Origin of the sequence: Mycobacterium sp. 050134 (assembly GCF_036409085.1) — a bacterium.
In the GTDB taxonomy this organism is placed as follows: Bacteria; Actinomycetota; Actinomycetes; order Mycobacteriales; family Mycobacteriaceae; genus Mycobacterium.
The window spans coordinates 184,422-204,143 of record NZ_JAZGLV010000001.1 but is presented as its reverse complement, the minus strand read 5'-3'; the positions used below and the strand labels follow the sequence as shown (position 1 = coordinate 204,143).

The following is a 19,722-nucleotide window of genomic DNA, read 5'->3' as shown; positions in this document are numbered from 1 at the left end:
GACTGAGACCCTTGGCGCATCGGGGTCAACCAACCACTGTGTGTTCACTAAGTTGGTGTCTCGTCGAGACGAGGAAGTCCGGGTGCCGGACACGCGGCCATATGACACGCTGCTCGCGAAAGGCGAGGACCGCAAACAGCGGATCCTTGAGGTCGCACAACGGCTCCTCGCCCGCAACGGATGGCGCAACACCACGTTGGCGCAGATCGCCGGCGAGGCTGGGTCACCCCCGCCGGCTTGCTCCACCACTTCGAGTCCAAGGAGCAGTTGCTCCACGCGGTGCTAGACGCGCGCGACCTCGACGACGACATCCACGCCGACCGGACCAGCGAGATCGCTCGCCGATCAATGGGTTCCGGTAAGCATCGTTCTTGATTTAGAGAGAAAACCGTTCTCACGAGTAGGGGCCGCTGGTCGGCCTGCACCTGGCTTGTGGGGCCCTGGCGGCGAGGCATAAACCAGTGCGATGCCGCCCGGCGTGTCGTGTGCGTGATTTATGTGTCGCGGGGTGGGGAGGCGCTCGGCTTGGTCACCCGGCGGCGTCCTCCACTTCGGCGAAGACTTCGCCGGCGGTCCGGAAGCTGTCGACGGCGGCCGGCATGCCGGCGTAGACGGCGACTTGAAGAAAGATCTCGCGGATCTCCTCCCGGCTCACCCCGTTGGTCAGCGCGCCCCTGAGATGAGTGCGCAACTCATTGGGCCGGTTGAGGACCGCGATCATGGCCAGGTTGAGCATGCTGCGCGTCTTCCGCGGCAGCTCCTCGCGCCCCCATATCGCGCCCCAGCAGAACTCGGTGACCAGGTCCTGCAACGGCTTGCTGAAGTCGTCGGCCGCGGCCATCGCCTTCCTGACGTGCTGCTCGCCCAGCACCGCAGAACGTACTTCGAGTCCGCGTCGGTAGGTCTCGGGATCCACTTGCCTTCTCCTTTGCAGTCCGGTGCCGCGTTCGATTCGCGCGACCTACAGTCAACACCGAAACGAGCCCGGTGGGCCGACCCGTGCGCGTCGGCACACGGGAGAAGATGCCGGCCGGCCGCGTGAGAGGCCGAACAGCCGCCGGGCGCCCGATAGTCGGGCGCGTTTCCAGGTTCCTTCAACCGTTCTAAGATTGCTGCTTCCACCGCGAGAATGACATTCTCGCGGTGGCGGGGACAAAGGAGGTCGTCCGAGTCGATGTCGAATTGCTGAGCGATTGCTTAGCGCGGCCCTCTTGTCGGGGCAAGGTGACAACGCTTGTGTGAGAGTCCCTGGCTAACAACTCTGATGGGCCACACTGGATAGTCGGGGGAGGACGTCGAGATACGGAGCAACTGGAATGACTTCTGCTTCTACGGCCCGAAGAATCGGAGCGCCGGACGCAAAGAATCGCGGGCTGTTGCTCGACGCGGCCGAACGCTTGATGCTCGACGAGGGCTACGCCGCCGTGACCTCGCGCCGCCTCGCCAACAAGGCGGGCTTAAAGCCGCAGCTGGTGCATTACTACTTCCGCACCATGGACGAGCTGCTTCTCGAGGTCTTTCGCCGCCGCGCCGAGGAAGGCCTGCGGGTGCAGGCGCGAGCGCTGCAGTCGCCCCAGCCGTTGTGGGCGCTGTGGCGCTTTGGCACGGACCCCGGATTCACCCGGATTTCAATGGAGTTCATGGCGCTGGCCAATCATCGGAAAAAGATGTGCGCCGAGATCGCTTATTACGCCGAGCGATTTCGCGAGCAACAGCACGAAGCGGTGACGGCGGCGCTGGAGCGCTACGGCTCGGTCATCGGACGCGACGAGAACGACGTGCCGCCGGTGGTGTGGACGGTGCTGATGACCAGCCTGTCGCGGATGCTGGTGCTCGAGCAGGCCATCGGGATGTCCGGCGGCCACGCCGAAACGATGGAGCTAGTCGAAACCTATCTCCGTCACCTGGAGGGCGAGCCCCGGCCCGGCACCGACATGCCGCCGGCCTGGGTGGTTCACCAGCTGCGCAAAGAACAGAGCGCGCCTTTGGGCTCCACCTTGGAAACCACGACCTTGCCGTCCACGGACAGATTGCACTGAATGCCGGGTGTCCCCTGCTCCCGCCCAGCGGTGACGGTGACCATCGCCCAGTGGTCGGGATTCAGCAGGCTCACCGGCTGCACCCGTGGCTTGTCGGGGGCGACGTTCGCGTGCACCCGCGGGGTGAATTGATGGGATTGTGGCTTTAGTCGCACAAAACCGCCGGGTCCTGATCTTGACAGAAGATATCGACGTAAGCCGGGTTTCAGGCCGAGGCGATGTACACGACCTGATGCCAGGCCGGGAAGGGACAGGAGCGCTGCCGCGTCCGCGGCCACCAGCTTCTTCGCGATGACGATCATGTCGCGCCTCCAGCTGCCGGGCGCGGACTGGTGGTGCGGTTCATGACCCGCTCTGCGGCCTGCCAGTGGGCGTCGGCAACCCAAAGCCGTGCAAAGGATGCTATCGCCTGATTCGGTGAAACGCCGCTGATTACCCGTTTGATCTCGGCCACCGGCCGCCGCGCCAGCAGCGTTGCGATCGATCGCCAGCCCTCGTCGAACGAGGCGCGCGGAAAAACCTTGTCCACCAACCCGATCCGTTCCGCCTCGGTGGCGTCCACCGCGGTCCCGGTACCCGCCAACAGCAATGCCCGACTCTTCCCGACGAGCGCGGCGAGGCGTTCGGCCCCGCCCCAGGCGGGCATGATCTCCAACTGAACCTGATTGAAGGCGATCTTCACGTCGTCGGCGGCGACCCTGATGTCGGCGGCGACAGCGACCTCGGCGCCGCCACCGTACGCGTGGCCGTTCAGTGCGGCGATCACCGGCGCGGGGAATCCGGCCAACTGGTCACAGACCGAGCGCATCCGCTTCGCCATGGCGGCGGCGTCCTCTTCGGTGCGCAGCGCGCTCAGTTCCTTGAGGTCGCCGCCCGAGACGAAAGCGCGGTCACCGGCGCCCGTGATCACCAATGCCCGGGCGCCGGCCGCCGCCTCGATCGCCTCTTCCAGCTGACCCATGGTGTCGAGCGCGATGGCGTTGCGCGCGTGGGGGCGGTCGATCGTCAGCACCGCGAGTCCGTCCTCGAACTCCAGGTCCACCATGTGAGCATCGCTCCTCGGCCGAAAGCGGCGATATTGCATTCTCTTTGCCGGAGAATAACATCGTCGAATCAGCCCGAAAGGTTCCAGAACCTGGGCGGCTTCACCGGCATGTACTCGCGGCATGACGGCGGTAACGCCAGCATGAGCCTGAGCGGAGACAAGTTCACCATCACCGGGACCGCCAACGGCCACAAGAGCGACAAACCCGCGGAACCGGCCAGCGCCACCTTCAAGATCATCGCCAGCTACTGACCGCGCTCGGCCGAGCGTCCGGGGCAAGGAGCACGTTGCGGCCCACGTCCCGAAGACAGAAGCTGCGAAGGAGGATCTCATGGGCAGTTGTCGCGCCGGGAAGACGTCCCGATCCCGCTCTTCGACGCGGATAACCACCTCTACGAGCCGTCGGAGGCGCTGACCAAGTTCCTGCCCAGGGAGTACAAGGACTGCGTCCAGACCAACGAGCGCACCAAAATTGTCCTGCGCGGCGTGATCGGCAACTACATCCCCAACCCGACCTTTGAGGTCGTCGTGAGGCCGGGCGCCTGGGAGGAGTACTTCAAGTACGGCAACCCGGAGGGCAAGAGCAAGCGCGAGCTGGCCGGTCTCATTGAGGAGCGGTTGCGTGACGACCCGGTCGCCATCCACGTCCTGATCCACGCGCTGACCAGTGGCTCGACGAGGTCTGGGGTTTCAACTACCAGAACCGCATCTTCACACCCCGGTCGTCACGCTGCCGATCATCGAAAAGGCGATCGAGGAGCTGGAATGGGTGGTCGAGCGTGGCGCGCGGTGCATTCTGATCCGCCCGGCGCCGGTTCCCGGTTTCCGCGGTTCCCGGTCGTTCGCGCTGCCCGAATTCGACCCGTTCTGGGAACGGGTTGTCGAGTACGACCTGCTGGTCGGCATGCACTCGAGCGACAGCGGCTACTCCCGGTACACCTCGGAGTGGGACGGTGCCGCCCAGGAGATGCTGCCGTTCCAGACCAATGCCATGGGCATCCTCAACGAATGGCGGCCGCTCCAGGATGCCGTGGGATCGTGGGTGATTCACGGCGCGCTCTACCGCCACCCGCAACTGAAGGTTGCGATCATCAAGGCCGGATCGAAGTGGATGACGCCGCTGCTGGACGGCCTGGCCGAGGTCTACCGGAAGGCCCCGGAAGCCTTCCCGGGCGATCCCGTAGAGACCGTCAACAACCGCATCTACGTGAGCCCGTTCTTCGAGGATGGCATCGACGATCTGATCAGTCTCGTCGGCGTGGACCAGGTGCTGTACGGCTCGGACTGGCCGCACCCGGAGGGGTTCGCGGAGCCGACCTACTACGTCAACGCGCTGTCGCACCTCCCGGTCGACGACCAGGCGAAGATCATGGGTGGAAACCTTGGCCGGCTCGTCACCGTGTGACAGCCCCATGGCAGATCATCCCCGAGATGGTCTTGAGTGCGGCGGATCGCTTCGGTGATGCGGAGGCCGTCGTCGACGGTCCGCTGCGCCGCATCTTCACCGAGCTCGTCGGGCGGATACGTTGCGCAGCAGGTGCATTCGCGGAGCTTGGCGTCGGCAAGGCCTTCGTCGTCGCGAAAGACGCTGTCGGCGCGGAGGAATTGATCGCCTGGTGTCGCGAACGCATGGCCGGGTTCAAGGTGCCGCGGTCGGTGAAGTTCCTCGAGGCCCTGCCGCTCAACGCCACCGGGAAGGTGGTCAAGGACCGGTTACGCTGAGGCGCAGCTGATCGCGTATGTCCCAAATGAAAACAATGGTCTCGCAGATAGATCGTGGTCCATCTTAGCGAAGAGGCCGGATTTAGCGGGCACTCAAAGGTGGAGATGATAATGGGAATCTTCTCATTGTCGCGCCACAGGCGAGGAATGAAATATCGGCGTAAGTGCTCGCGCGCTGACGCGTTGTCCGAGTAGGGTTGCCCAACGGCGGCGTGGCGCCGACCTGCCGCTGGATGGGACTTGCCGCGACGGTCAAGCGACAGAGGAGTTTGGCATTGGGTCATGAGCGGCTTCGTTCTCCGGCTGGTGGGCTGTGAGCGGCGCCGGCCGAGATGCCGCTGGCATGAAATCGGATCCCGTGAGCGAGGATGACATCCCCACCTCCGCGGCCGATCTCCGGGCGCTGGCCGAACAGGCCGAGGCCGAGGCCGCGGAGGCCGAAGCCCTCGCCGCCGCGGCCCGCGCCCGCGCCATCCAATTGCGGCGGCGGGCCGAACTCGCCGAGGCCAGCCAAGAGGTCCCCGAGGCCTCCGCGGCGGCTGAGCCCGACGCCGAAGCGCCCGCCGCGGACGAGGAACGCGCCGCCGACGTCGTCGACACCCCGGAACCGGAGAAGACACCGCCCGCGGCCGCCCCGGAGCCGCGCCCGCGCCGGTTCGCCGGCCGCCTGCGCCGACCCAGATGGTCGACCGTCGGCGCAGCCGTCGCGGTCCTCGTCATCGTCGCCGCACTCGCGGGCAGCGGTTACATGATCAAGCGGCATGAGGATGCGGTCCGGCAGCATCAGCGGGTCGCCGAGTTCGCCGCCGCGGCCCGCCAGGGGGTCGTGACTCTGACGTCGCTGGACTTCAACAACGCCAAGCAAGGGGTGCAGCGCATCCTGGAGAATTCCACCGGTACGTTCAAAGACGACTTCCTCAAGATGGCGGACGATTTCACCAAGGTGGTGGAGCAGTCCAAGGTGGTTTCGCAAGGCAGCGTTCAGGCCACCGCCGTGGACCTGGACACCATGACGAACGACTCGGCCGTGGTGCTGGTCGCTTCGACCTCGGAGGTCACCAATGCCGCGGGCGCAAAACAGGATCCGCGTAACTACCGGCTCATCGTCACGGTCGCCCGCGACGGTGGCCAGCTCAAGATAGCGAAAGTCGAGTTCGTGCCGTGACCGCTGACGAGAGCTCGGTTGGCGATACCGCGGAGGTGGACCGGGAAGACGATGTCGCGGAGATGGTCGACGCCAAGGAGCCGGAGGATATCGCGCGCGCTGAGGACGCGGACGATCACGGCCCAACGCCCGGTCGGCCGCAGCGCATGGCGGCGTGGGTGAAGAAGCGGACGTCCGGAAAGCTTCTCGGCGCCGCGCTGGCATGCCTCGTCGTCGCTTCGCTGGCCCTGCTTGGCGCCATGTACTGGCTCTTCTACCGGCCGGACAGCGCGACCGACCCCGCGGTAGCGAAGTCGGCGATCAACGCCGCCAGCGAAGGCGCCGTGGCGGTGCTGTCGTATTCCCCCGACACACTCGACCGCGACTTCTCTTCCGCGAAGTCGCATCTGACCGGTGACTTCCTGTCGTACTACGACCAATTCACCCAGCAGATCGTCGCCCCGGCCGCCAGACAGAAGTCGGTCAAGACCACCGCGGTGGTGCTGCGCGCCGCCGTATCCGACCTGCGCCCAGGTTCGGCCGTCGTCCTGTTGTTCGTCAACCAGAGCACGCAGAGCAAGGACCGTCCGGAGCCGACGTTCACCTCCAGCAGCGTGTCGGTCACATTGACGAAAGCCGATGGGAAATGGCTCATTTCGTCGTTCAACCCGGTGTAGCGCGGCGGCGATGAGGAACGAGATCCAGTCGATGGTTATCGCAGCGGACTATCGCGTCCCGGATCCGACGCGGGTTTGGCCGCTGTTGGAGCGCAACAGGTCGGCTCTCGCCGACATCGGGGCCCACCATGTCCTCGTTTACACCTCGACGCACGACCACGGCCGCGTGTTGGTGATGATCGGTGTCCACAGCCGCGAGCCGATCGTCGAGTTGCTCCGCTCGCGGGTTTTCTTCGACTGGTTCGACGCCGCCGGCGTCGAGGACATCCCCGCGGTCTTCGCGGGCGAGATCATCGACCGATTCGTCGCCGAGTCGCCGGCGACTCCCGGGGCGCCCGGGGTCGTGGTGGCCGCGATCGCCGGTGTCGATGACGTCTCCACTCTGATCGCGGGAGTCCGTTCGGCGATGGACAGGTTCACCGCGGCGGGGATCCGCAAGACCTGGGTGTTCCATGCTTTCGACGACGAGGACGAGGTGTTGATCCTGCAGGAGTTCCGCGACGAGGAGGGCGCGCGGAACTGGATCGACCATCCCGACGCCGCCGCCGAATGGATGACCGGCGCGGGCGTGGGTGCCTATCCGCCACTTTTCGTCGGCCGGTTCTTCGACATGATGCGCATCGAGGCGGAGTGAGCGAGATCGCCCGATGTTCGTGTGCCTGTGCAACGGAGTCACCAGCCAGACCGTGACCGAGGTGGTCGCGTCCGGGGCGGCGACCACCAAGGACGTCGCCCAGGCCTGCGGTGCGGGCGCCGAATGTGGGCGTTGCCGGCGCACCATCCAGGCGATACTGCGATCGCCCGAACGCACCACGCGCCACGTCTGAATTTGCCGACGGCGCCCCGCGTCAGCCGACGTTGTCGTCCGCGGGCGCCATGGGCCCGACCAGTTGGCCCAGCAGATGCGGAATTTCCAGCCTCGGCAGCACCACCTCGACGAAGACCATGCGGTCCCGGTGCTCGGCGGCCCCGGTGAGTGCGTCGTCGAGCTCGCCATAGGTCTGCGCCCGGAACACCAGATGATCGCTGACCCCCAGCGCGTGTGGGATGTCGGTCCAACTCCACGCGACGATGTCGTTGTAGGGCGCGGTCTTGCCGTGGATCGCCCGCTCGACGGTGTAACCGTCGTTGTTGACGACCACGATGACCGGCGAGAGCCCTTCCCTGGAAAAGGTGCCGAGTTCCTGGATGGTGAGCTGTGCGGCACCGTCGCCGATCAGCAGCACGGTCCTGCGATCCGGGTGCGCTACCGCCGCACCCACCGCCGCGGGCAGCGTGTAACCGATTGAACCCCAAAGTGGTTGGCCGATGAAGGTGACGCCTTGGGGCAGCCGGTGGTCGGCCATGCCGTAGAACGAGGTGCCCTGGTCGGCGAGCACCACGTTGCCCGGGGTGAGCGCCACGCAAAGCCGGTCCCACAGCATCCGTTGGGTGAGCGGCTGGTCGCGCGCCGGGGGCGGCGGCGGGGGATCGGCGGGCGGCGCCGCGACGGGCGGCGAACTGATCCCGCGCCGGGCCAGGATGGTGGCCAGCGCCTCGAGCGCGGCGTCCATCTCCAGCGGCGCGAACACCTCGCCGGCCACACTGCTCTGGTACTGCCCCACGTCGATGGTTCGTGCGGGGTCGATCCGCTGGCTGAAGAAGCCACTGACCATGTCGGTGAAGACCACCCCCGCCGTCACCAGTACGGGCGCCTCCTCGATGGCGGTGCGCACCCATTCGGCGCTCGCCGAACCCGCGTAAATGCCGAGAAAGTCGGGCGAGCTCTCGTCGAGCAGGCTCTTCCCCCACATGAGGGTGGCGTGTGGCACCACGTCGGCCGCCAGCAGTGCCTCCAGTTCCTTGACGGCGTGCAGGCGATGAACCAGCAAGTCGGCGAGAACGGTCAACCGATGGTCGCCAATGAGTTCGGAGGCTGCCTCGACGAACATCGCAAGCGCCCGCGGGCTGGTGCCGCCCGGATAGTGGGGGAGCGGCTCCGCGGGCGGTTCGGTGGGAAATCGGGCCACATCGGTGGACAACAGGATGTAGCCCGGCCGTTTCTGCTCGCGGACCTCGCTGAGCACCCGGTCGATTTCTCGGCGCGCCGTGGCCGGCATCAAATTGGCCTGAGCGCAGGTGAATTCGCGACTGACCCGAAAGAAACGCTCGAAATCCCCGTCGCCGAGCGAGTGGTGCAGCGCCCGCCGGGTGCCCTGCGCGTCTTTCGACGGTCCGCCCACGATGTGCACGACCGGCACGTGTTCGGCGTAGCTGCCTGCGACCGCGTTGGCCGCCGACAATTCACCCACCCCGAAAGTGGTTACAACGGCTGACATTCCGCGCAGCCGTCCATATCCGTCGGCGGCGTAACCCGCGTTGAGCTCGTTGGCGCTGCCGACCCAGCGGATGGCCGGATGGGCGACGATGTGGTCCAGGAATGCCAGGTTGTAGTCGCCGGGAACGCCGAAGATCTCGGTAACGCCGAGTTCGGCCAGGCGGTCCAGGAGGTAGTCACCGACGGTGTAGACGGGGTCGTCCGACCCTGAATTCAGATGGGCATCAGTCACACGCATGACGGTACGCCCGTCGAATCCGTTCCGGCCGACACGCCATTTCAGTATGGTGCGGACCATGGCACTCAAAGAATCCCGCGACATCGTCATCGAAGCCAGTCCGGGGGAGATCCTGGACGTCATCGCCGATTTCGAGGCGATGCCGGACTGGTCCGAGCCGCACCAGAGCGCGGAGGTCCTGGAGACCGGTGCCGATGGGCGACCCACCAAGGTGCGCATGAAGGTCAAGGTTGCCGGCATCACCGACGAACAGGTGGTGGCCTACACCTGGGGCGAGAACGTGGTGAGCTGGACACTGGTCAGCTCCTCACAGCAGAAGGCGCAGGACGGCAAGTACACGCTGGTGCCGAAGGGCTCGGAGACGCTCGTCAAGTTCGAACTCGTCGCGGACCCCAACGTGCCGCTGCCCGGCTTCGTGCTCAAGCGTGCCGTCAAGGGCACGATCGATTCGGCGACCAAGGCGCTGCGCGAGCGCGTGCTGACGGTGCAGAAGGGCAAGTAGCCGGGGTGGGTGACCGCGGGCCGCTGGCCGGGGTGAAGGTGATCGAACTCGGCGGCATCGGTCCCGGGCCGCACGCCGGGATGGTGCTGGCCGACCTGGGGGCCGACGTGGTGCGGGTGCGCCGATCAGGCGTGGCGATCGCGAGCGCGGCGAAGCCGGGCGAAGTCCCCCGCAAGCGGGCGCTCTCAGCACTGGGCTACGCAGACCGGCCGCCGACACCGCCGCTTCACCTCGTGGCCGACTACGGCGGCGGTTCGATGCTGGCGCTGCTGCGCATCGTCGCGGCACTCTACGAGCGGGAACGCTCGGGCCTGGGCCAGGTGATCGACGCGGCGATGGTCGACGGTGTCAGTCTGTTCTCCCAGATGATGTGGACGATGAAATCGACCGGCGCGTTGCGCGATCGACGCGAATCGTTCCTGCTCGACGGCGGCGCTCCCTTCTACCGTTGCTACGAGACGTCCGACGGCAAATACGTGGCCGTCGGCGCCATCGAGCCGCAGTTCTTCGCGGCGTTGCTGCGCGGGCTGGAACTGTCGCCCGACGATGTGCCCAACCAACTCGACACCGCTTCGTATCCGCGGATGCGCGACACCTTCGCCGAACGGTTCGCCGGCCGCACCCGCGACGAGTGGATGCGGATCTTCGCGGGCACCGACGCGTGCGTCACGCCGGTGTCGACTTGGGCCGAGGCCGCCACCGACGAGCATTTGCGGGCCCGCTCGACGCTGATCACCGCACACGGCGCCGACCAGGCAGCGCCCGCCCCGCGCTTTTCGCGCACCCCGGCCGGACCCGTCGGACCCCCGCCCGCAGCCACCACATCGATCACCGAGATCAACTGGTAGCGCGTCTATCCGGGACGAACCGTCCGGTCGCGCGGCGGCATTGCTAGGTTAACCCGAGTGGCCGTAAAAGCATCACGAGAATTCGTCGTCGACGCGCCGCCGGAAAAGGTCATGGAGGCGCTGACGGACGTGGCTGTCCTGTCCACGTGGTCGCCGCTGCACAAGCAGGTGGAAGTGATCGACCGCTATCCCGACGGGCGCCCGCACCACGTCAAAGCGACGATCAAGATCCTGGGACTCGTCGATAAGGAAATCCTCGAATATCACTGGGGCCCCGACTGGGTGGTCTACGACGCCCAGGGGACCGCTCAGCAGCACGGCCAGCACGTCGAGTACACCCTGAAGCCCGAGGGGCTCGACAAGACCCTGGTGCGGTTCGACCTCACGGTCGAACCGGCCGGCCCCATACCGCAGTTCATCGTCCGGCGGGCGAGCGAGAACGTCCTGAACGCCGCGATGAAGGGCCTGCGCGAATTGGTGACCGGCGTCGCGGATCCCGGCGAGTCGTCCTAGCCGCGCGACCGGTCGCGCTTTTGCTTCGCGAGCGGCGTTCCGGTTGCTAACTTGATAGCAGTGGCCGTACAAGCTTCGTCCGAGATCGTGATCGACGCGCCCCCGGAAGTCATCATGGAGGCGCTCGCCGACATGGACGCCGTGCCGTTCTGGTCCTCGGTCCACAAGCGGGTCGAAGTGCTCGACAAGCACCCCGACGGGCGACCGCACCACGTCAAGGCCACCATCGCGGTGACCGGCATCCACGACACCGAAATGCTCGAATACCACTGGGGCCCCGACTGGATGGTGTGGGATGCCGCGAAGACCGCGCAGCAGCACGGTCAGCACGGTGAGTACAACCTGACCCGTGAGGGCGACGAGAAGACCCGGGTGCGGTTCACCATCACGGTCGAACCGTCGGCGCCGCTGCCCGAATTCTGGGTCAGCCGGGCCCGCAAGAAGATCCTGCGCTCGGCGCTCGAGGGGCTCCGTGACCGCGTCATGGGCACCGAGGGCGGACCGGTCAAATAGTCGCCTACCGGCGCAGCACGGCCAGTCGCTCGAGCGCCTCCTCAAGCGTGTCGTCGCGCTTGCAGAAGGTGAAGCGCACCAGATGGTTCCACGCCTTGATGTACGGGCCATCCGGGTCGCAGAACGCCGTCAGCGGGATGGCGGCCACCCCCACCCGCTCCGGCAACGCTGCACAAAACGCGGTGCTGTCGTCGTAGCCCAGCGGCCGCGGGTCCGCGCACAGGAAGTAACTGCCGTTGCTGTGATAGACCTCGAAGCCGATGTCGGTGAGCCCCTCGGCCAGCCGGTCGCGCCGGACCTGCAGCGAGCGGCGCAGCCCTGCCACCCAGGCGTCCTCGGTGTCCAGGGCGAGGGCCACCGCGGGCTGAAACGGGGCGCCCCCGACATAGCTCAGATACTGCTTGGCTGCGCGCACCCCGGCGATGAGATTCGCTGGGCCGCAAGCCCATCCGATCTTCCAGCCCGTGCAGTTGAACATCTTGGCCGCGCTGGAGATCGTGATAGTCCGCTCGGCCATACCGGCGAGGGCCGCCAGCGGCAGGTGCTGGTGGCCGTCATACACCAGGTGCTCGTACACCTCGTCGGTGATCACCAGCAGGTCGGCGGCGACCGCGATCTCCGCGATCGCCGCCAGCTCGGCCCCGCTCAGCACCGTCCCGGTCGGGTTGTGCGGCGAGTTGACGATCAGTGCCCGGGTGCGGGGCGTGACCGCGCGCCGCAACGCGTCGATGTCCACGGCGAAGCCGCGTCCATCGGGCACCAGCGGAACGGCCACCCGCTGCGCGCAGGCCATCGCCACCACGGGTGAGTACGAGTCGTAGAAGGGCTCGATTAGCAACACCTCCGAACCCGGCTCGACGAGGCCGACGACCGCCGCGGCGATCGCCTCGGTGGCGCCCACCGTCACGAGCACCTCGGTGTCCGGGTCGTACTGAACGCCGAAGTGCCGTTGCCGTTGCGCGGCGATGGCCCTCCGCAGCGGGGCGACCCCGATGCCCGGCGGGTATTGGTTGACTCCGGCGGCGATGGCGTCCTGGGCGGCCTTGAGCATGGCCGGCGGGCCGTCCTCGTCGGGAAAGCCCTGGCCGAGGTTCACCGCGCCGACCCGCGATGCTAGGGCCGACATCTCGGCGAACACGGTGGTCGCGTACGGCCGCAGTCTCGACACCGTCATGATGATCGAGCTTATCGACCGGGCCTGCCGCCGCGACGTCATGTCCGGGCTGTGACCAGGGCCCCGTTGCCCAACCAACAGGTTGGCCGGGGACCCTGTTAGTGTGCTGGTACTGGGCCTAATGTTTACGACGGACCGGTAACCCCAATTCTCGAGAAGAGAACGAAAAGGAAGTTGTCATGCCCGAAGAAGCCTTCGTCTACGAGGCGATCCGCACGCCCCGCGGCAAGCAAAAGAACGGATCGTTGAACGAGGTCAAGCCGCTGAGCCTGGTCGTCGGCCTGATCGAGGAGCTCCGCAGGCGCCACCCCGACCTGGACGAGAACCTGATCAGTGACGTCATCCTGGGCTGCGTGTCACCGGTCGGCGACCAGGGCGCCGACATCGCCCGCACCGCGGTGATCGCGGCCGGCATGCCCGACACGGTCGGCGGCGTGCAGCTCAACCGGTTCTGCGCCTCCGGGCTCGAAGCCGTGAACACCGCCGCCCAGAAGGTGCGCTCCGGCTGGGACGACCTGGTGCTGGCCGGCGGCGTCGAGTCGATGAGCCGGGTGCCCATGGGATCGGACGGCGGTGCGATGTTCACCGACATCCCCTTCACCTACGACAACTACATCGCCCCGCAGGGCATCGGTGCCGACCTGATCGCCACCCTGGAGGGCTTCTCCCGCGACGACGTCGACGCGTACGCGCTGCGCTCGCAGGAGCTGGCGGCCGCGGCGTGGTCGGGCGGTTACTTTGCCAAGTCGGTGGTGCCGGTGCGCGACCAGAACGGCCTGCTGATCTTGGATCACGACGAGCACATGCGCCCCGAGACCACCATGGAGGGCCTGGGCAAGCTGAAGCCCGCCTTCGAGGGCCTGGCCGCGATGGCCGGCTTCGACGACGTGGCGCTGCAGAAGTATCACTGGGTCGAGAAGATCAACCACGTCCACACCGGCGGTAACAGCTCGGGCATCGTCGACGGCTCGGCGCTGGTCCTCATCGGCAACGAGAAGGCCGGCACGTCGCAGGGCCTGACCCCCCGCGCCCGCATCGTCGCCACGGCGACCACCGGTGCCGACCCGACGATCATGCTGACCGGCCCCACCCCCGCCACCCAGAAGGTGCTGGACCGGGCCGGGCTGACCGTCGACGACATCGACCTGTTCGAGCTGAACGAGGCGTTCGCATCGGTGGTCCTGAAGTTCCAGAAGGACCTGAACATCCCCGACGAGAAGCTCAACGTCAACGGCGGCGCCATCGCGATGGGCCACCCGCTGGGCGCCACCGGCGCCATGATCCTGGGCACCATGGTCGACGAGCTTGAGCGCCGCGGCGCGCGGCGTGCACTGATCACGCTGTGCATCGGCGGCGGCATGGGCGTGGCCACCATCATCGAGCGAGTCTGAGGAAAGTCATGGCAGAGAACACCATTCAGTGGGACAAAGACGCAGACGGCATCGTCACGCTGACGTTGGACGACCCGACCGGGTCGGCCAACGTGATGAACGAGCATTACAAGGAGTCCATGCACAAGGCGGTCGAACGCCTTGTCGCCGAGAAGGACTCGGTCACCGGCGTGGTGATCACCAGCGGTAAGAAGACGTTCTTCGCCGGTGGTGACCTGAAGAGCATGATCACCGCCGGCCCGGAGAACGCCGGCGAGATCTTCGCCGAGGTCGAGGACATCAAGCGTGACCTGCGCGCGCTCGAGACGCTCGGCAAGCCGGTGGTGGCCGCCATTAACGGCGCGGCGCTGGGCGGTGGCCTGGAAATCGCGCTGGCCTGTCACCACCGCATCGTCGCGGACGTCAAGGGCGTCCAGATCGGGCTGCCCGAGGTGACGTTGGGTCTGCTGCCCGGCGGTGGCGGTGTCACCCGAACGGTCCGGATGCTCGGCATCCAGAACGCCTTCGTCAACGTCCTGAGCCAGGGCACCCGCTTCAAGCCCGCCGCGGCCAAAGACAACGGCCTCGTCGACGAGATCGTCGGCAGCGTGGACGAATTGGTCCCGGCCGCGAAGGCATGGATCAAGGCCAACCCCGAGTCGCACACGCAGCCGTGGGATGTGAAGGGGTACAAGATTCCCGGCGGCACCCCCAGCAGCCCCGCGCTGGCCGCGATCCTGCCGTCGTTCCCGTCGCTGCTGCGCAAGCAGCTCAAGGGCGCGCCAATGCCGGCGCCGCGGGCCATCCTGGCCGCGTCGGTCGAGGGCGCGCAGGTCGACTTCGACACCGCCACCCGCATCGAGAGCCGCTACTTCACCGAGCTGGTCACCGGCCAGGTCGCGAAGAACATGATTCAGGCGTTCTTCTTCGACCTGCAGCACATCAACGGCGGTGGCTCGCGGCCCGAGGGCATCGGCAAGACCCCGATCAACAAGATCGGTGTGCTGGGTGCCGGCATGATGGGCGCCGGCATCGCCTACGTGTCGGCCAAGGCCGGCTACGACGTGGTGCTCAAGGACGTCAGCCTCGAGGCCGCCGAGAAGGGCAAGAACTACTCGGAAAAGCTTGAGGCCAAGGCGCTTCAGCGGGGCAAGACCACCGAGGAGAAGAGCAAGGCGCTGCTGGACCGCATCACGCCGTCGGCCGACCCCGCCGATTTCAAGGGCGTCGACTTCGTGATCGAGGCCGTCTTCGAGAACCAGGACCTAAAGCACAAGGTGTTCAGCGAGATCGAGGACATCGTCGAACCCAACGCGCTGCTCGGGTCCAACACCTCGACGCTGCCGATCACCGGTCTGGCGACCGGCGTCAAGCGCCAGGAGGACTTCATCGGGATCCACTTCTTCTCCCCGGTGGACAAGATGCCGCTCGTCGAAATCATCAAGGGCGAGAAGACATCCGACGAGGCCCTGGCCCGCGTGTTCGACTACACGCTGGCCATCGGCAAGACCCCGATCGTGGTCAACGACAGCCGAGGCTTTTTCACCAGCCGCGTCATCGGCACGTTCGTCAACGAGGCGCTCGCGATGCTCGGTGAGGGTGTGGAACCGGCCAGCATCGAGCACGCCGGTTCGCAGGCCGGCTACCCGGCGCCGCCGTTGCAGCTGTCCGACGAGCTCAACCTCGAGCTGATGCACAAGATCGCCACCGCGACCCGCAAGGGGGCCGAGGACGCCGGCGCCACCTACGAGCCGCATCCGGCGGAAGCCGTGGTCGAGAAGATGATCGAGATCGGCCGGCCGTCGCGGCTGAAGGGCGCGGGCTTCTACGAGTACGTCGATGGCAAGCGCGCCGCGTTGTGGCCGGGTCTGCGCGAGACGTTCAAGTCCGGCACCTCGCAGCCGCCGCTGCAGGACATGATCGACCGGATGCTGTTCGCGGAGGCGCTGGAAACCCAGAAGTGCCTCGACGAGGGCGTGCTGACGTCGACCGCCGACGCCAACATCGGCTCGATCATGGGCATCGGGTTCCCGCCGTGGACCGGCGGCAGCGCGCAGTTCATTGTCGGGTACTCGGGTCCGGCCGGCACGGGCAAGGAAGCCTTCGTGGCCCGCGCCCGCGAGCTGGCGGACAAGTACGGCGAGCGGTTCTTACCGCCGAAGTCGCTGACCTAGTTTGCTTAGTCGCGAAGGCCCCCGAAGCGCTCTTCTTCGGGGGCCTTTTGCGTTGCCGCAGTTGGTCAATGCATGGGTTCCTACGTACTTGCCTGGTCCACAATGCTTGTGACTCGGCCACCGATCGGTGCTTTGCACCGCGCGTCTGTGCGTACGTCGAGGACGGCCGGCCCCGCAACGGTCATCGCGGCCAACAACGCATCTTCAACTTCCGATTCTTCTTCGACCCGCCGTCCGTAGGCCCCCATAGCGCGAGCAATCTCAGCGAAGTTGGTGGGGGGCAACGATATTTCGCCGGCTTTATAGCCACACTGCGTCATACCATTGTCAATCATGCCGTAGCCAGAATCGTTGAGGATGACCCACACCGCTGGAATCTGGTACTGCACGGCGGTGCTGATCTCGTTGTTCATCAGCATGGTGCCGTCACCGACAAGCGCAACGGCCTTCTGCCCGGATGCATACGCGCTGCCAAGCACACCGGTGCCCGCATGTCCCATCGAGGCAAATGCCGTGCTGATCCGGTACCGCCCGGGAGAATTGAAACGCAGTCGTTGTGTCGCCCACGCGAATGCGTTGCCCGCCTCCGCCAGAACGATGGCGGAACTCTCGTTAACAACAACACGTTGCATTGCCTCTAGCAGAATCTGAGGTCGTACGGGACCCGCGCAGAGGTGGTCTGGCGGTGGTGCTACAGGAGCTGGGAATCCGAGGTGCCACGAACGGGATTTGGTCTCTTCCTGCAACGTTGTCCGTCCCAAAGCCGTCAGCAGGTCTGTGAGGAATACGCCCACCTCGCTGTGAACGGCGATCGTTGGAATATCGGGGTATGAAGCGCCTGGCACAGTCGGGTCGATATCCACATGGATCAATCCCCTCGGGGGGATCATCTCGGGGTTCCAGAAGGAGGTCATCTCGCCGAGGCGCGAACCGAGCACCAAAACGCGCTCCGGGCGGTGCTCGCGCATGAATTCGAGCACGGTTCGATCGCCACCGAACCCGGTTACGCCGACGAAGAGGGGATGGCTTTCCGGAAATATTCCTTTCGCGCGCGGTGAGCAAAACACCGGTGCATCAATACGTTCGACGAGTTCGGCCACTTCCTTGGCCGCATGCCGTGCCCCGAAGCCCAGCCAAATTGCCGTCCGTTCCTTGCGCAGGATGTCGACGCAAGAGCGCACGTCTTCAGACGAGGCCCGCGGATCGACCATCTGTAGCAGCGGGACGTCGATCGAAGCAGAGTCAGGAGGAGATTTTTGTGTCGCAACCGAAAAGCTAACGTGGGCGACGAAGCTTCCCTTTCGTTGTAGCCCCTCTGCCAGCTTCCGGCGGATCTCGACCAGATCGGAGCCCGATTCCACGACGGCCCCATAATGGAAAATGGGACCCTCAGCAAACATGTCCGCCCCCAATGTTTGAGGACTGGTCTCTTGCATCGGGGTCCGATTGTGCTGGGAAGGAGGGGTGCAACCCGAGACGAGAATTACCTTCGCGCCATCGCTACGGGCCGCTAGCAATCCCGTCAAGGCGTTGGAGATACCCGGACCGCTGGTGACGCAGACGGCGACGGGCGACCCCGAGGCCAGGTACACCTCGGTTGCGGCGAATGCCGCCCCCGCCTCGTGACGGAAATGCATGAGGTTAAGAGGGCCGCGCTCCAGGGCATCCCAGAGTGGGGCGATACCGCCCCCGCATATCCCGAATGCCGATGTCACGCCTAGGTCGGCCAGCATATCGACTAATGCCTCAGCAACGGTAGCGTGCTTGGTGGTAACCGGGTGACGAACACCAAAGCCCTTCTGTACCAACCCCTCATCGACAAACATACTTGCCTCCTGTTCAGAGCTGTCGCACGCAGGACGTCGTTGTGGACCGCGAACCTCTGCAAAACATAGTAGGAATATTTGACACGTGTGTAAACAGTGCGCGGCGCGAAAATTACTTCTTGCCTCGAAGAGAGTCGCACGGTACATCCGGACGCTTGGGGGTGCCCGCTGCGATGTCACATGTTTACTGAGTTGTACTGCAAAACAGCGGATTTAGGTCCACAATGGTTCCCGTGCGAAACACACGGAACGGTTGGCCGCTGATGACCGCGCTATGCGCCGGGTACTTTTTAGTGCTGCTGGATGTGACCGTCGTGAACATTGCCCTACCGCAACTCGGGTCAGCACTGCGGGCAAGCGGCTCGGAACTGGCCTGGACGATAGACGCCTACACCGTACCTATGGCGGCGCTCCTGTTGGCGTCCGGAGCGGTGGGCGACCGACTTGGGCACCGCACGGTCGTCATCGGTGGATTCGCCGGGTTCGGCGTAGCTTCCGCGATATGCGCAATGGCGCCCGTAATGTCGATGCTGCTCTTTGGTCGCGCGGCGCAGGGAGTGTGTGCCGCATTAATGCTCCCGGGCACCCTTGCCCTCATTACCCAATCCGCGGGTGCAGAGGTCGCAAGGGCACGCGCGATCGGCATTTGGGCCGCTATCGGCGGAGCGGCGTTGCCGGCCGGTCCGCTGCTCGGGGGGCTTCTGGTGCAAGTCGCGGGATGGCGCTCGGTGTTCTGGCTCAGTGTCCCCGTCATCGTCATCGCGCTGGTGCCCATCGTCCGGGCTCGGCGCGACGATGCCGTCCCCGGCGGAGGTGGGAACGCTGATTGGGGCGGCGCTCTGTTGGTCGTCATAATGCTTGCGGCCGCGGTGATCGTCATCATTCAGGCTCGGGAAAGCCACACACTAGGCTGCATCATGACGGCGATGGCGCTATGCGCCGCTGGCGGGTTTTGGTATGTCGAGCGCCGAATTGCGCATCCACTGCTGCAAGTACCGACCGGAGCGCGGTTTCCGCTCGCGGCCGCATGCGCGGTCACCGCGATGATGAGTTTATGTGTCCTAGGGTCACTATTTGTCCTGACTCAGCTCCTGCAGGTGGTGCACCACTTTAGTCCGATGCGGACCGGGCTTGTTCTCTTGCCGGGCATGCTGCCCATGCCTGCGCTTGGCGCCACCGTGGCCCGGCTCACCAATAAGTTGGGTCCTTGGCTGACAAGCGCTTTGGGCTTGACGACATCCGCGACCGGATTTATTGGTATGGCGGCCGCGGTCGACGGGCCTAGCTATCTCTTGCTAATGGGCTCGCTGTTGCTATGGGGGACTGGCCTCGCCATTTTGACTCCGGCAATCGTGATCGCAGCAATGCGAGCGCTGCCCGAGGCGCCGGGCACCGCATCCGGCGCCAGCAACACTGCTAGGCACGCGGGTGGAGCGTTGGGGGTTGCCATCTTCAGTGTAGTAGCGGGATCCCCACGTGCCCTTGACTTTTCGGCTCACTCGACTGAGTTGCTGGCGATGAGTGCATTGTTGTATGGCATTGCTGCCGCATTCTGTGTTGCCCTGCGGCAGCGAGATCGAGCCGGGGTGCCCCCTGAACTGATCCGGGCGTCCGCCTGAG

The 19,722-nt window shown here is 65.7% G+C and carries 19 protein-coding genes and 2 pseudogenes; 16 read left to right on the top strand and 5 right to left on the bottom strand.

The genetic code is table 11. The annotated features are described in order from the left end of the window. Window positions 1–82: 82 nt before the first annotated feature. Window positions 83–336, top strand: a pseudogene (locus SKC42_RS01005) (TetR/AcrR family transcriptional regulator); the annotation flags it as partial. A gap of 193 nt (window positions 337–529) precedes the next feature. Here the strand turns inward: SKC42_RS01005 and SKC42_RS01000 are convergent. Next, the gene (locus SKC42_RS01000) at window positions 530–916 is read right to left on the bottom strand and encodes a carboxymuconolactone decarboxylase family protein (protein ID WP_330962465.1); all 387 of its coding nucleotides are present in this window, start codon (window positions 914–916) and stop codon (window positions 530–532) included. A 400-nt stretch (window positions 917–1,316) separates the two neighbouring features. On the opposite strand from SKC42_RS01000, the gene SKC42_RS00995 reads away from it, so the two are divergent. Continuing rightward, window positions 1,317–2,039: a TetR/AcrR family transcriptional regulator gene (locus tag SKC42_RS00995; protein WP_330962464.1), complete on the top strand. Its 723-nt coding sequence runs from the start codon at window positions 1,317–1,319 to the stop codon at window positions 2,037–2,039. Between the two features lie 298 nt (window positions 2,040–2,337). Here SKC42_RS00995 and SKC42_RS00990 read toward each other — a convergent pair whose 3' ends face one another. Beyond that, window positions 2,338–3,084, bottom strand: a complete 747-nt coding sequence (locus tag SKC42_RS00990; RefSeq protein WP_330962463.1) for an enoyl-CoA hydratase/isomerase family protein — start codon at window positions 3,082–3,084, stop codon at window positions 2,338–2,340. Here SKC42_RS00990 and SKC42_RS27645 point away from each other — a divergent pair. The 7 genes and pseudogenes from SKC42_RS27645 to SKC42_RS00955 all read left to right on the top strand — a co-directional run bounded on the left by SKC42_RS27645 (window position 3,028) and on the right by SKC42_RS00955 (window position 7,454). Continuing rightward, entirely contained in the window at window positions 3,028–3,336 is a 309-nt protein-coding gene (locus tag SKC42_RS27645; protein WP_442931923.1) for a lipoprotein LpqH, read from the top strand. The genes SKC42_RS00990 and SKC42_RS27645 overlap by 57 nt on opposite strands. An 87-nt stretch (window positions 3,337–3,423) precedes the next feature. Next, a pseudogene (locus SKC42_RS00980) lies at window positions 3,424–4,489 on the top strand (amidohydrolase family protein). Window positions 4,490–4,515: 26 nt separating this feature from the next. After that, entirely contained in the window at window positions 4,516–4,806 is a 291-nt protein-coding gene (locus tag SKC42_RS00975) for an AMP-binding enzyme (RefSeq protein WP_330962462.1), read from the top strand. 343 nt (window positions 4,807–5,149) lie between these two features. Then, a complete protein-coding gene (locus SKC42_RS00970) occupies window positions 5,150–5,971 on the top strand; it encodes a hypothetical protein (protein WP_330962461.1) in 822 nt (273 codons plus the stop codon). Window positions 5,972–6,033: 62 nt separating this feature from the next. After that, window positions 6,034–6,627: a twin-arginine translocation pathway signal gene (locus SKC42_RS00965; protein WP_330962638.1), complete on the top strand. Its 594-nt coding sequence runs from the start codon at window positions 6,034–6,036 to the stop codon at window positions 6,625–6,627. 10 nt (window positions 6,628–6,637) lie between these two features. Then, window positions 6,638–7,261 carry a fatty-acid--CoA ligase gene (locus tag SKC42_RS00960; RefSeq protein WP_330962460.1) on the top strand — a complete coding sequence of 208 codons (624 nt, stop codon included), beginning with the start codon at window positions 6,638–6,640 and terminating at the stop codon, window positions 7,259–7,261. Between the two features lie 13 nt (window positions 7,262–7,274). Next, window positions 7,275–7,454, top strand: a complete 180-nt coding sequence (locus SKC42_RS00955) for a (2Fe-2S)-binding protein (RefSeq protein WP_330962459.1) — start codon at window positions 7,275–7,277, stop codon at window positions 7,452–7,454. A 21-nt stretch (window positions 7,455–7,475) separates the two neighbouring features. Here the strand turns inward: SKC42_RS00955 and SKC42_RS00950 are convergent, their stop codons facing one another. Then, the gene (locus tag SKC42_RS00950) at window positions 7,476–9,182 is read right to left on the bottom strand and encodes an alpha-keto acid decarboxylase family protein (RefSeq protein ID WP_330962458.1); all 1,707 of its coding nucleotides are present in this window, start codon (window positions 9,180–9,182) and stop codon (window positions 7,476–7,478) included. A 58-nt stretch (window positions 9,183–9,240) separates the two neighbouring features. Between SKC42_RS00950 and SKC42_RS00945 the strand changes: the two genes are divergently transcribed. From SKC42_RS00945 to SKC42_RS00930, 4 genes are read left to right on the top strand one after another with little or no spacing between them, the layout of a single operon-like run. Continuing rightward, complete coding sequence (locus tag SKC42_RS00945) at window positions 9,241–9,684, top strand: SRPBCC family protein (protein ID WP_330962457.1); 444 nt, start codon at window positions 9,241–9,243, stop codon at window positions 9,682–9,684. A 5-nt stretch (window positions 9,685–9,689) separates the two neighbouring features. After that, complete coding sequence (locus SKC42_RS00940) at window positions 9,690–10,532, top strand: CaiB/BaiF CoA-transferase family protein (RefSeq protein WP_330962456.1); 843 nt, start codon at window positions 9,690–9,692, stop codon at window positions 10,530–10,532. A gap of 57 nt (window positions 10,533–10,589) precedes the next feature. Further along, entirely contained in the window at window positions 10,590–11,045 is a 456-nt protein-coding gene (locus SKC42_RS00935; protein WP_330962455.1) for an SRPBCC family protein, read from the top strand. A gap of 60 nt (window positions 11,046–11,105) precedes the next feature. Beyond that, window positions 11,106–11,558 (top strand): SRPBCC family protein, encoded by a 453-nt coding sequence (locus SKC42_RS00930; RefSeq protein ID WP_330962454.1) that lies wholly within the window; start codon window positions 11,106–11,108, stop codon window positions 11,556–11,558. Window positions 11,559–11,562: 4 nt separating this feature from the next. Here the strand turns inward: SKC42_RS00930 and SKC42_RS00925 are convergent, their stop codons facing one another. Continuing rightward, the gene (locus SKC42_RS00925) at window positions 11,563–12,732 is read right to left on the bottom strand and encodes a pyridoxal phosphate-dependent aminotransferase (protein ID WP_330962453.1); all 1,170 of its coding nucleotides are present in this window, start codon (window positions 12,730–12,732) and stop codon (window positions 11,563–11,565) included. A 179-nt stretch (window positions 12,733–12,911) separates the two neighbouring features. Here SKC42_RS00925 and SKC42_RS00920 point away from each other — a divergent pair, with 179 nt between their 5' ends. Together SKC42_RS00920 and SKC42_RS00915 are read left to right on the top strand one after the other, a co-directional pair. Then, complete coding sequence (locus SKC42_RS00920) at window positions 12,912–14,123, top strand: acetyl-CoA C-acetyltransferase (protein ID WP_330962452.1); 1,212 nt, start codon at window positions 12,912–12,914, stop codon at window positions 14,121–14,123. Between the two features lie 8 nt (window positions 14,124–14,131). Beyond that, complete coding sequence (locus tag SKC42_RS00915) at window positions 14,132–16,276, top strand: 3-hydroxyacyl-CoA dehydrogenase NAD-binding domain-containing protein (protein WP_330962451.1); 2,145 nt, start codon at window positions 14,132–14,134, stop codon at window positions 16,274–16,276. Window positions 16,277–16,356: 80 nt separating this feature from the next. Here SKC42_RS00915 and SKC42_RS00910 read toward each other — a convergent pair whose 3' ends face one another. After that, window positions 16,357–18,102, bottom strand: a complete 1,746-nt coding sequence (locus SKC42_RS00910; protein ID WP_330962450.1) for a thiamine pyrophosphate-dependent enzyme — start codon at window positions 18,100–18,102, stop codon at window positions 16,357–16,359. 263 nt (window positions 18,103–18,365) lie between these two features. On the opposite strand from SKC42_RS00910, the gene SKC42_RS00905 reads away from it, so the two are divergent. Then, window positions 18,366–19,721: an MFS transporter gene (locus SKC42_RS00905; RefSeq protein ID WP_330962449.1), complete on the top strand. Its 1,356-nt coding sequence runs from the start codon at window positions 18,366–18,368 to the stop codon at window positions 19,719–19,721. Window position 19,722: the final 1 nt, after the last annotated feature.

Excerpts from the sequence above, each read along its gene's own strand:
- SKC42_RS00955 (WP_330962459.1), top strand. The coding sequence starts at position 7,275 with ATGTTCGTGTGCCTGTGCAACGGAGTCACCAGCCAGACCGTGACCGAG.
- SKC42_RS00910 (WP_330962450.1), bottom strand. The coding sequence starts at position 18,102 with ATGTTTGTCGATGAGGGGTTGGTACAGAAGGGCTTTGGTGTTCGTCAC.
- SKC42_RS00920 (WP_330962452.1), top strand. The coding sequence starts at position 12,912 with ATGCCCGAAGAAGCCTTCGTCTACGAGGCGATCCGCACGCCCCGCGGC.
- SKC42_RS00970 (WP_330962461.1), top strand. The coding sequence starts at position 5,150 with ATGAAATCGGATCCCGTGAGCGAGGATGACATCCCCACCTCCGCGGCC.
- SKC42_RS00925 (WP_330962453.1), bottom strand. The coding sequence starts at position 12,732 with ATGACGGTGTCGAGACTGCGGCCGTACGCGACCACCGTGTTCGCCGAG.
- SKC42_RS00960 (WP_330962460.1), top strand. The coding sequence starts at position 6,638 with ATGAGGAACGAGATCCAGTCGATGGTTATCGCAGCGGACTATCGCGTC.
- SKC42_RS00945 (WP_330962457.1), top strand. The coding sequence starts at position 9,241 with ATGGCACTCAAAGAATCCCGCGACATCGTCATCGAAGCCAGTCCGGGG.
- SKC42_RS00995 (WP_330962464.1), top strand. The coding sequence starts at position 1,317 with ATGACTTCTGCTTCTACGGCCCGAAGAATCGGAGCGCCGGACGCAAAG.
- SKC42_RS00975 (WP_330962462.1), top strand. The coding sequence starts at position 4,516 with ATGGTCTTGAGTGCGGCGGATCGCTTCGGTGATGCGGAGGCCGTCGTC.
- SKC42_RS00990 (WP_330962463.1), bottom strand. The coding sequence starts at position 3,084 with ATGGTGGACCTGGAGTTCGAGGACGGACTCGCGGTGCTGACGATCGAC.
- SKC42_RS00905 (WP_330962449.1), top strand. The coding sequence starts at position 18,366 with ATGACCGCGCTATGCGCCGGGTACTTTTTAGTGCTGCTGGATGTGACC.
- SKC42_RS00965 (WP_330962638.1), top strand. The coding sequence starts at position 6,034 with ATGGTCGACGCCAAGGAGCCGGAGGATATCGCGCGCGCTGAGGACGCG.
- SKC42_RS00950 (WP_330962458.1), bottom strand. The coding sequence starts at position 9,182 with ATGCGTGTGACTGATGCCCATCTGAATTCAGGGTCGGACGACCCCGTC.
- SKC42_RS00915 (WP_330962451.1), top strand. The coding sequence starts at position 14,132 with ATGGCAGAGAACACCATTCAGTGGGACAAAGACGCAGACGGCATCGTC.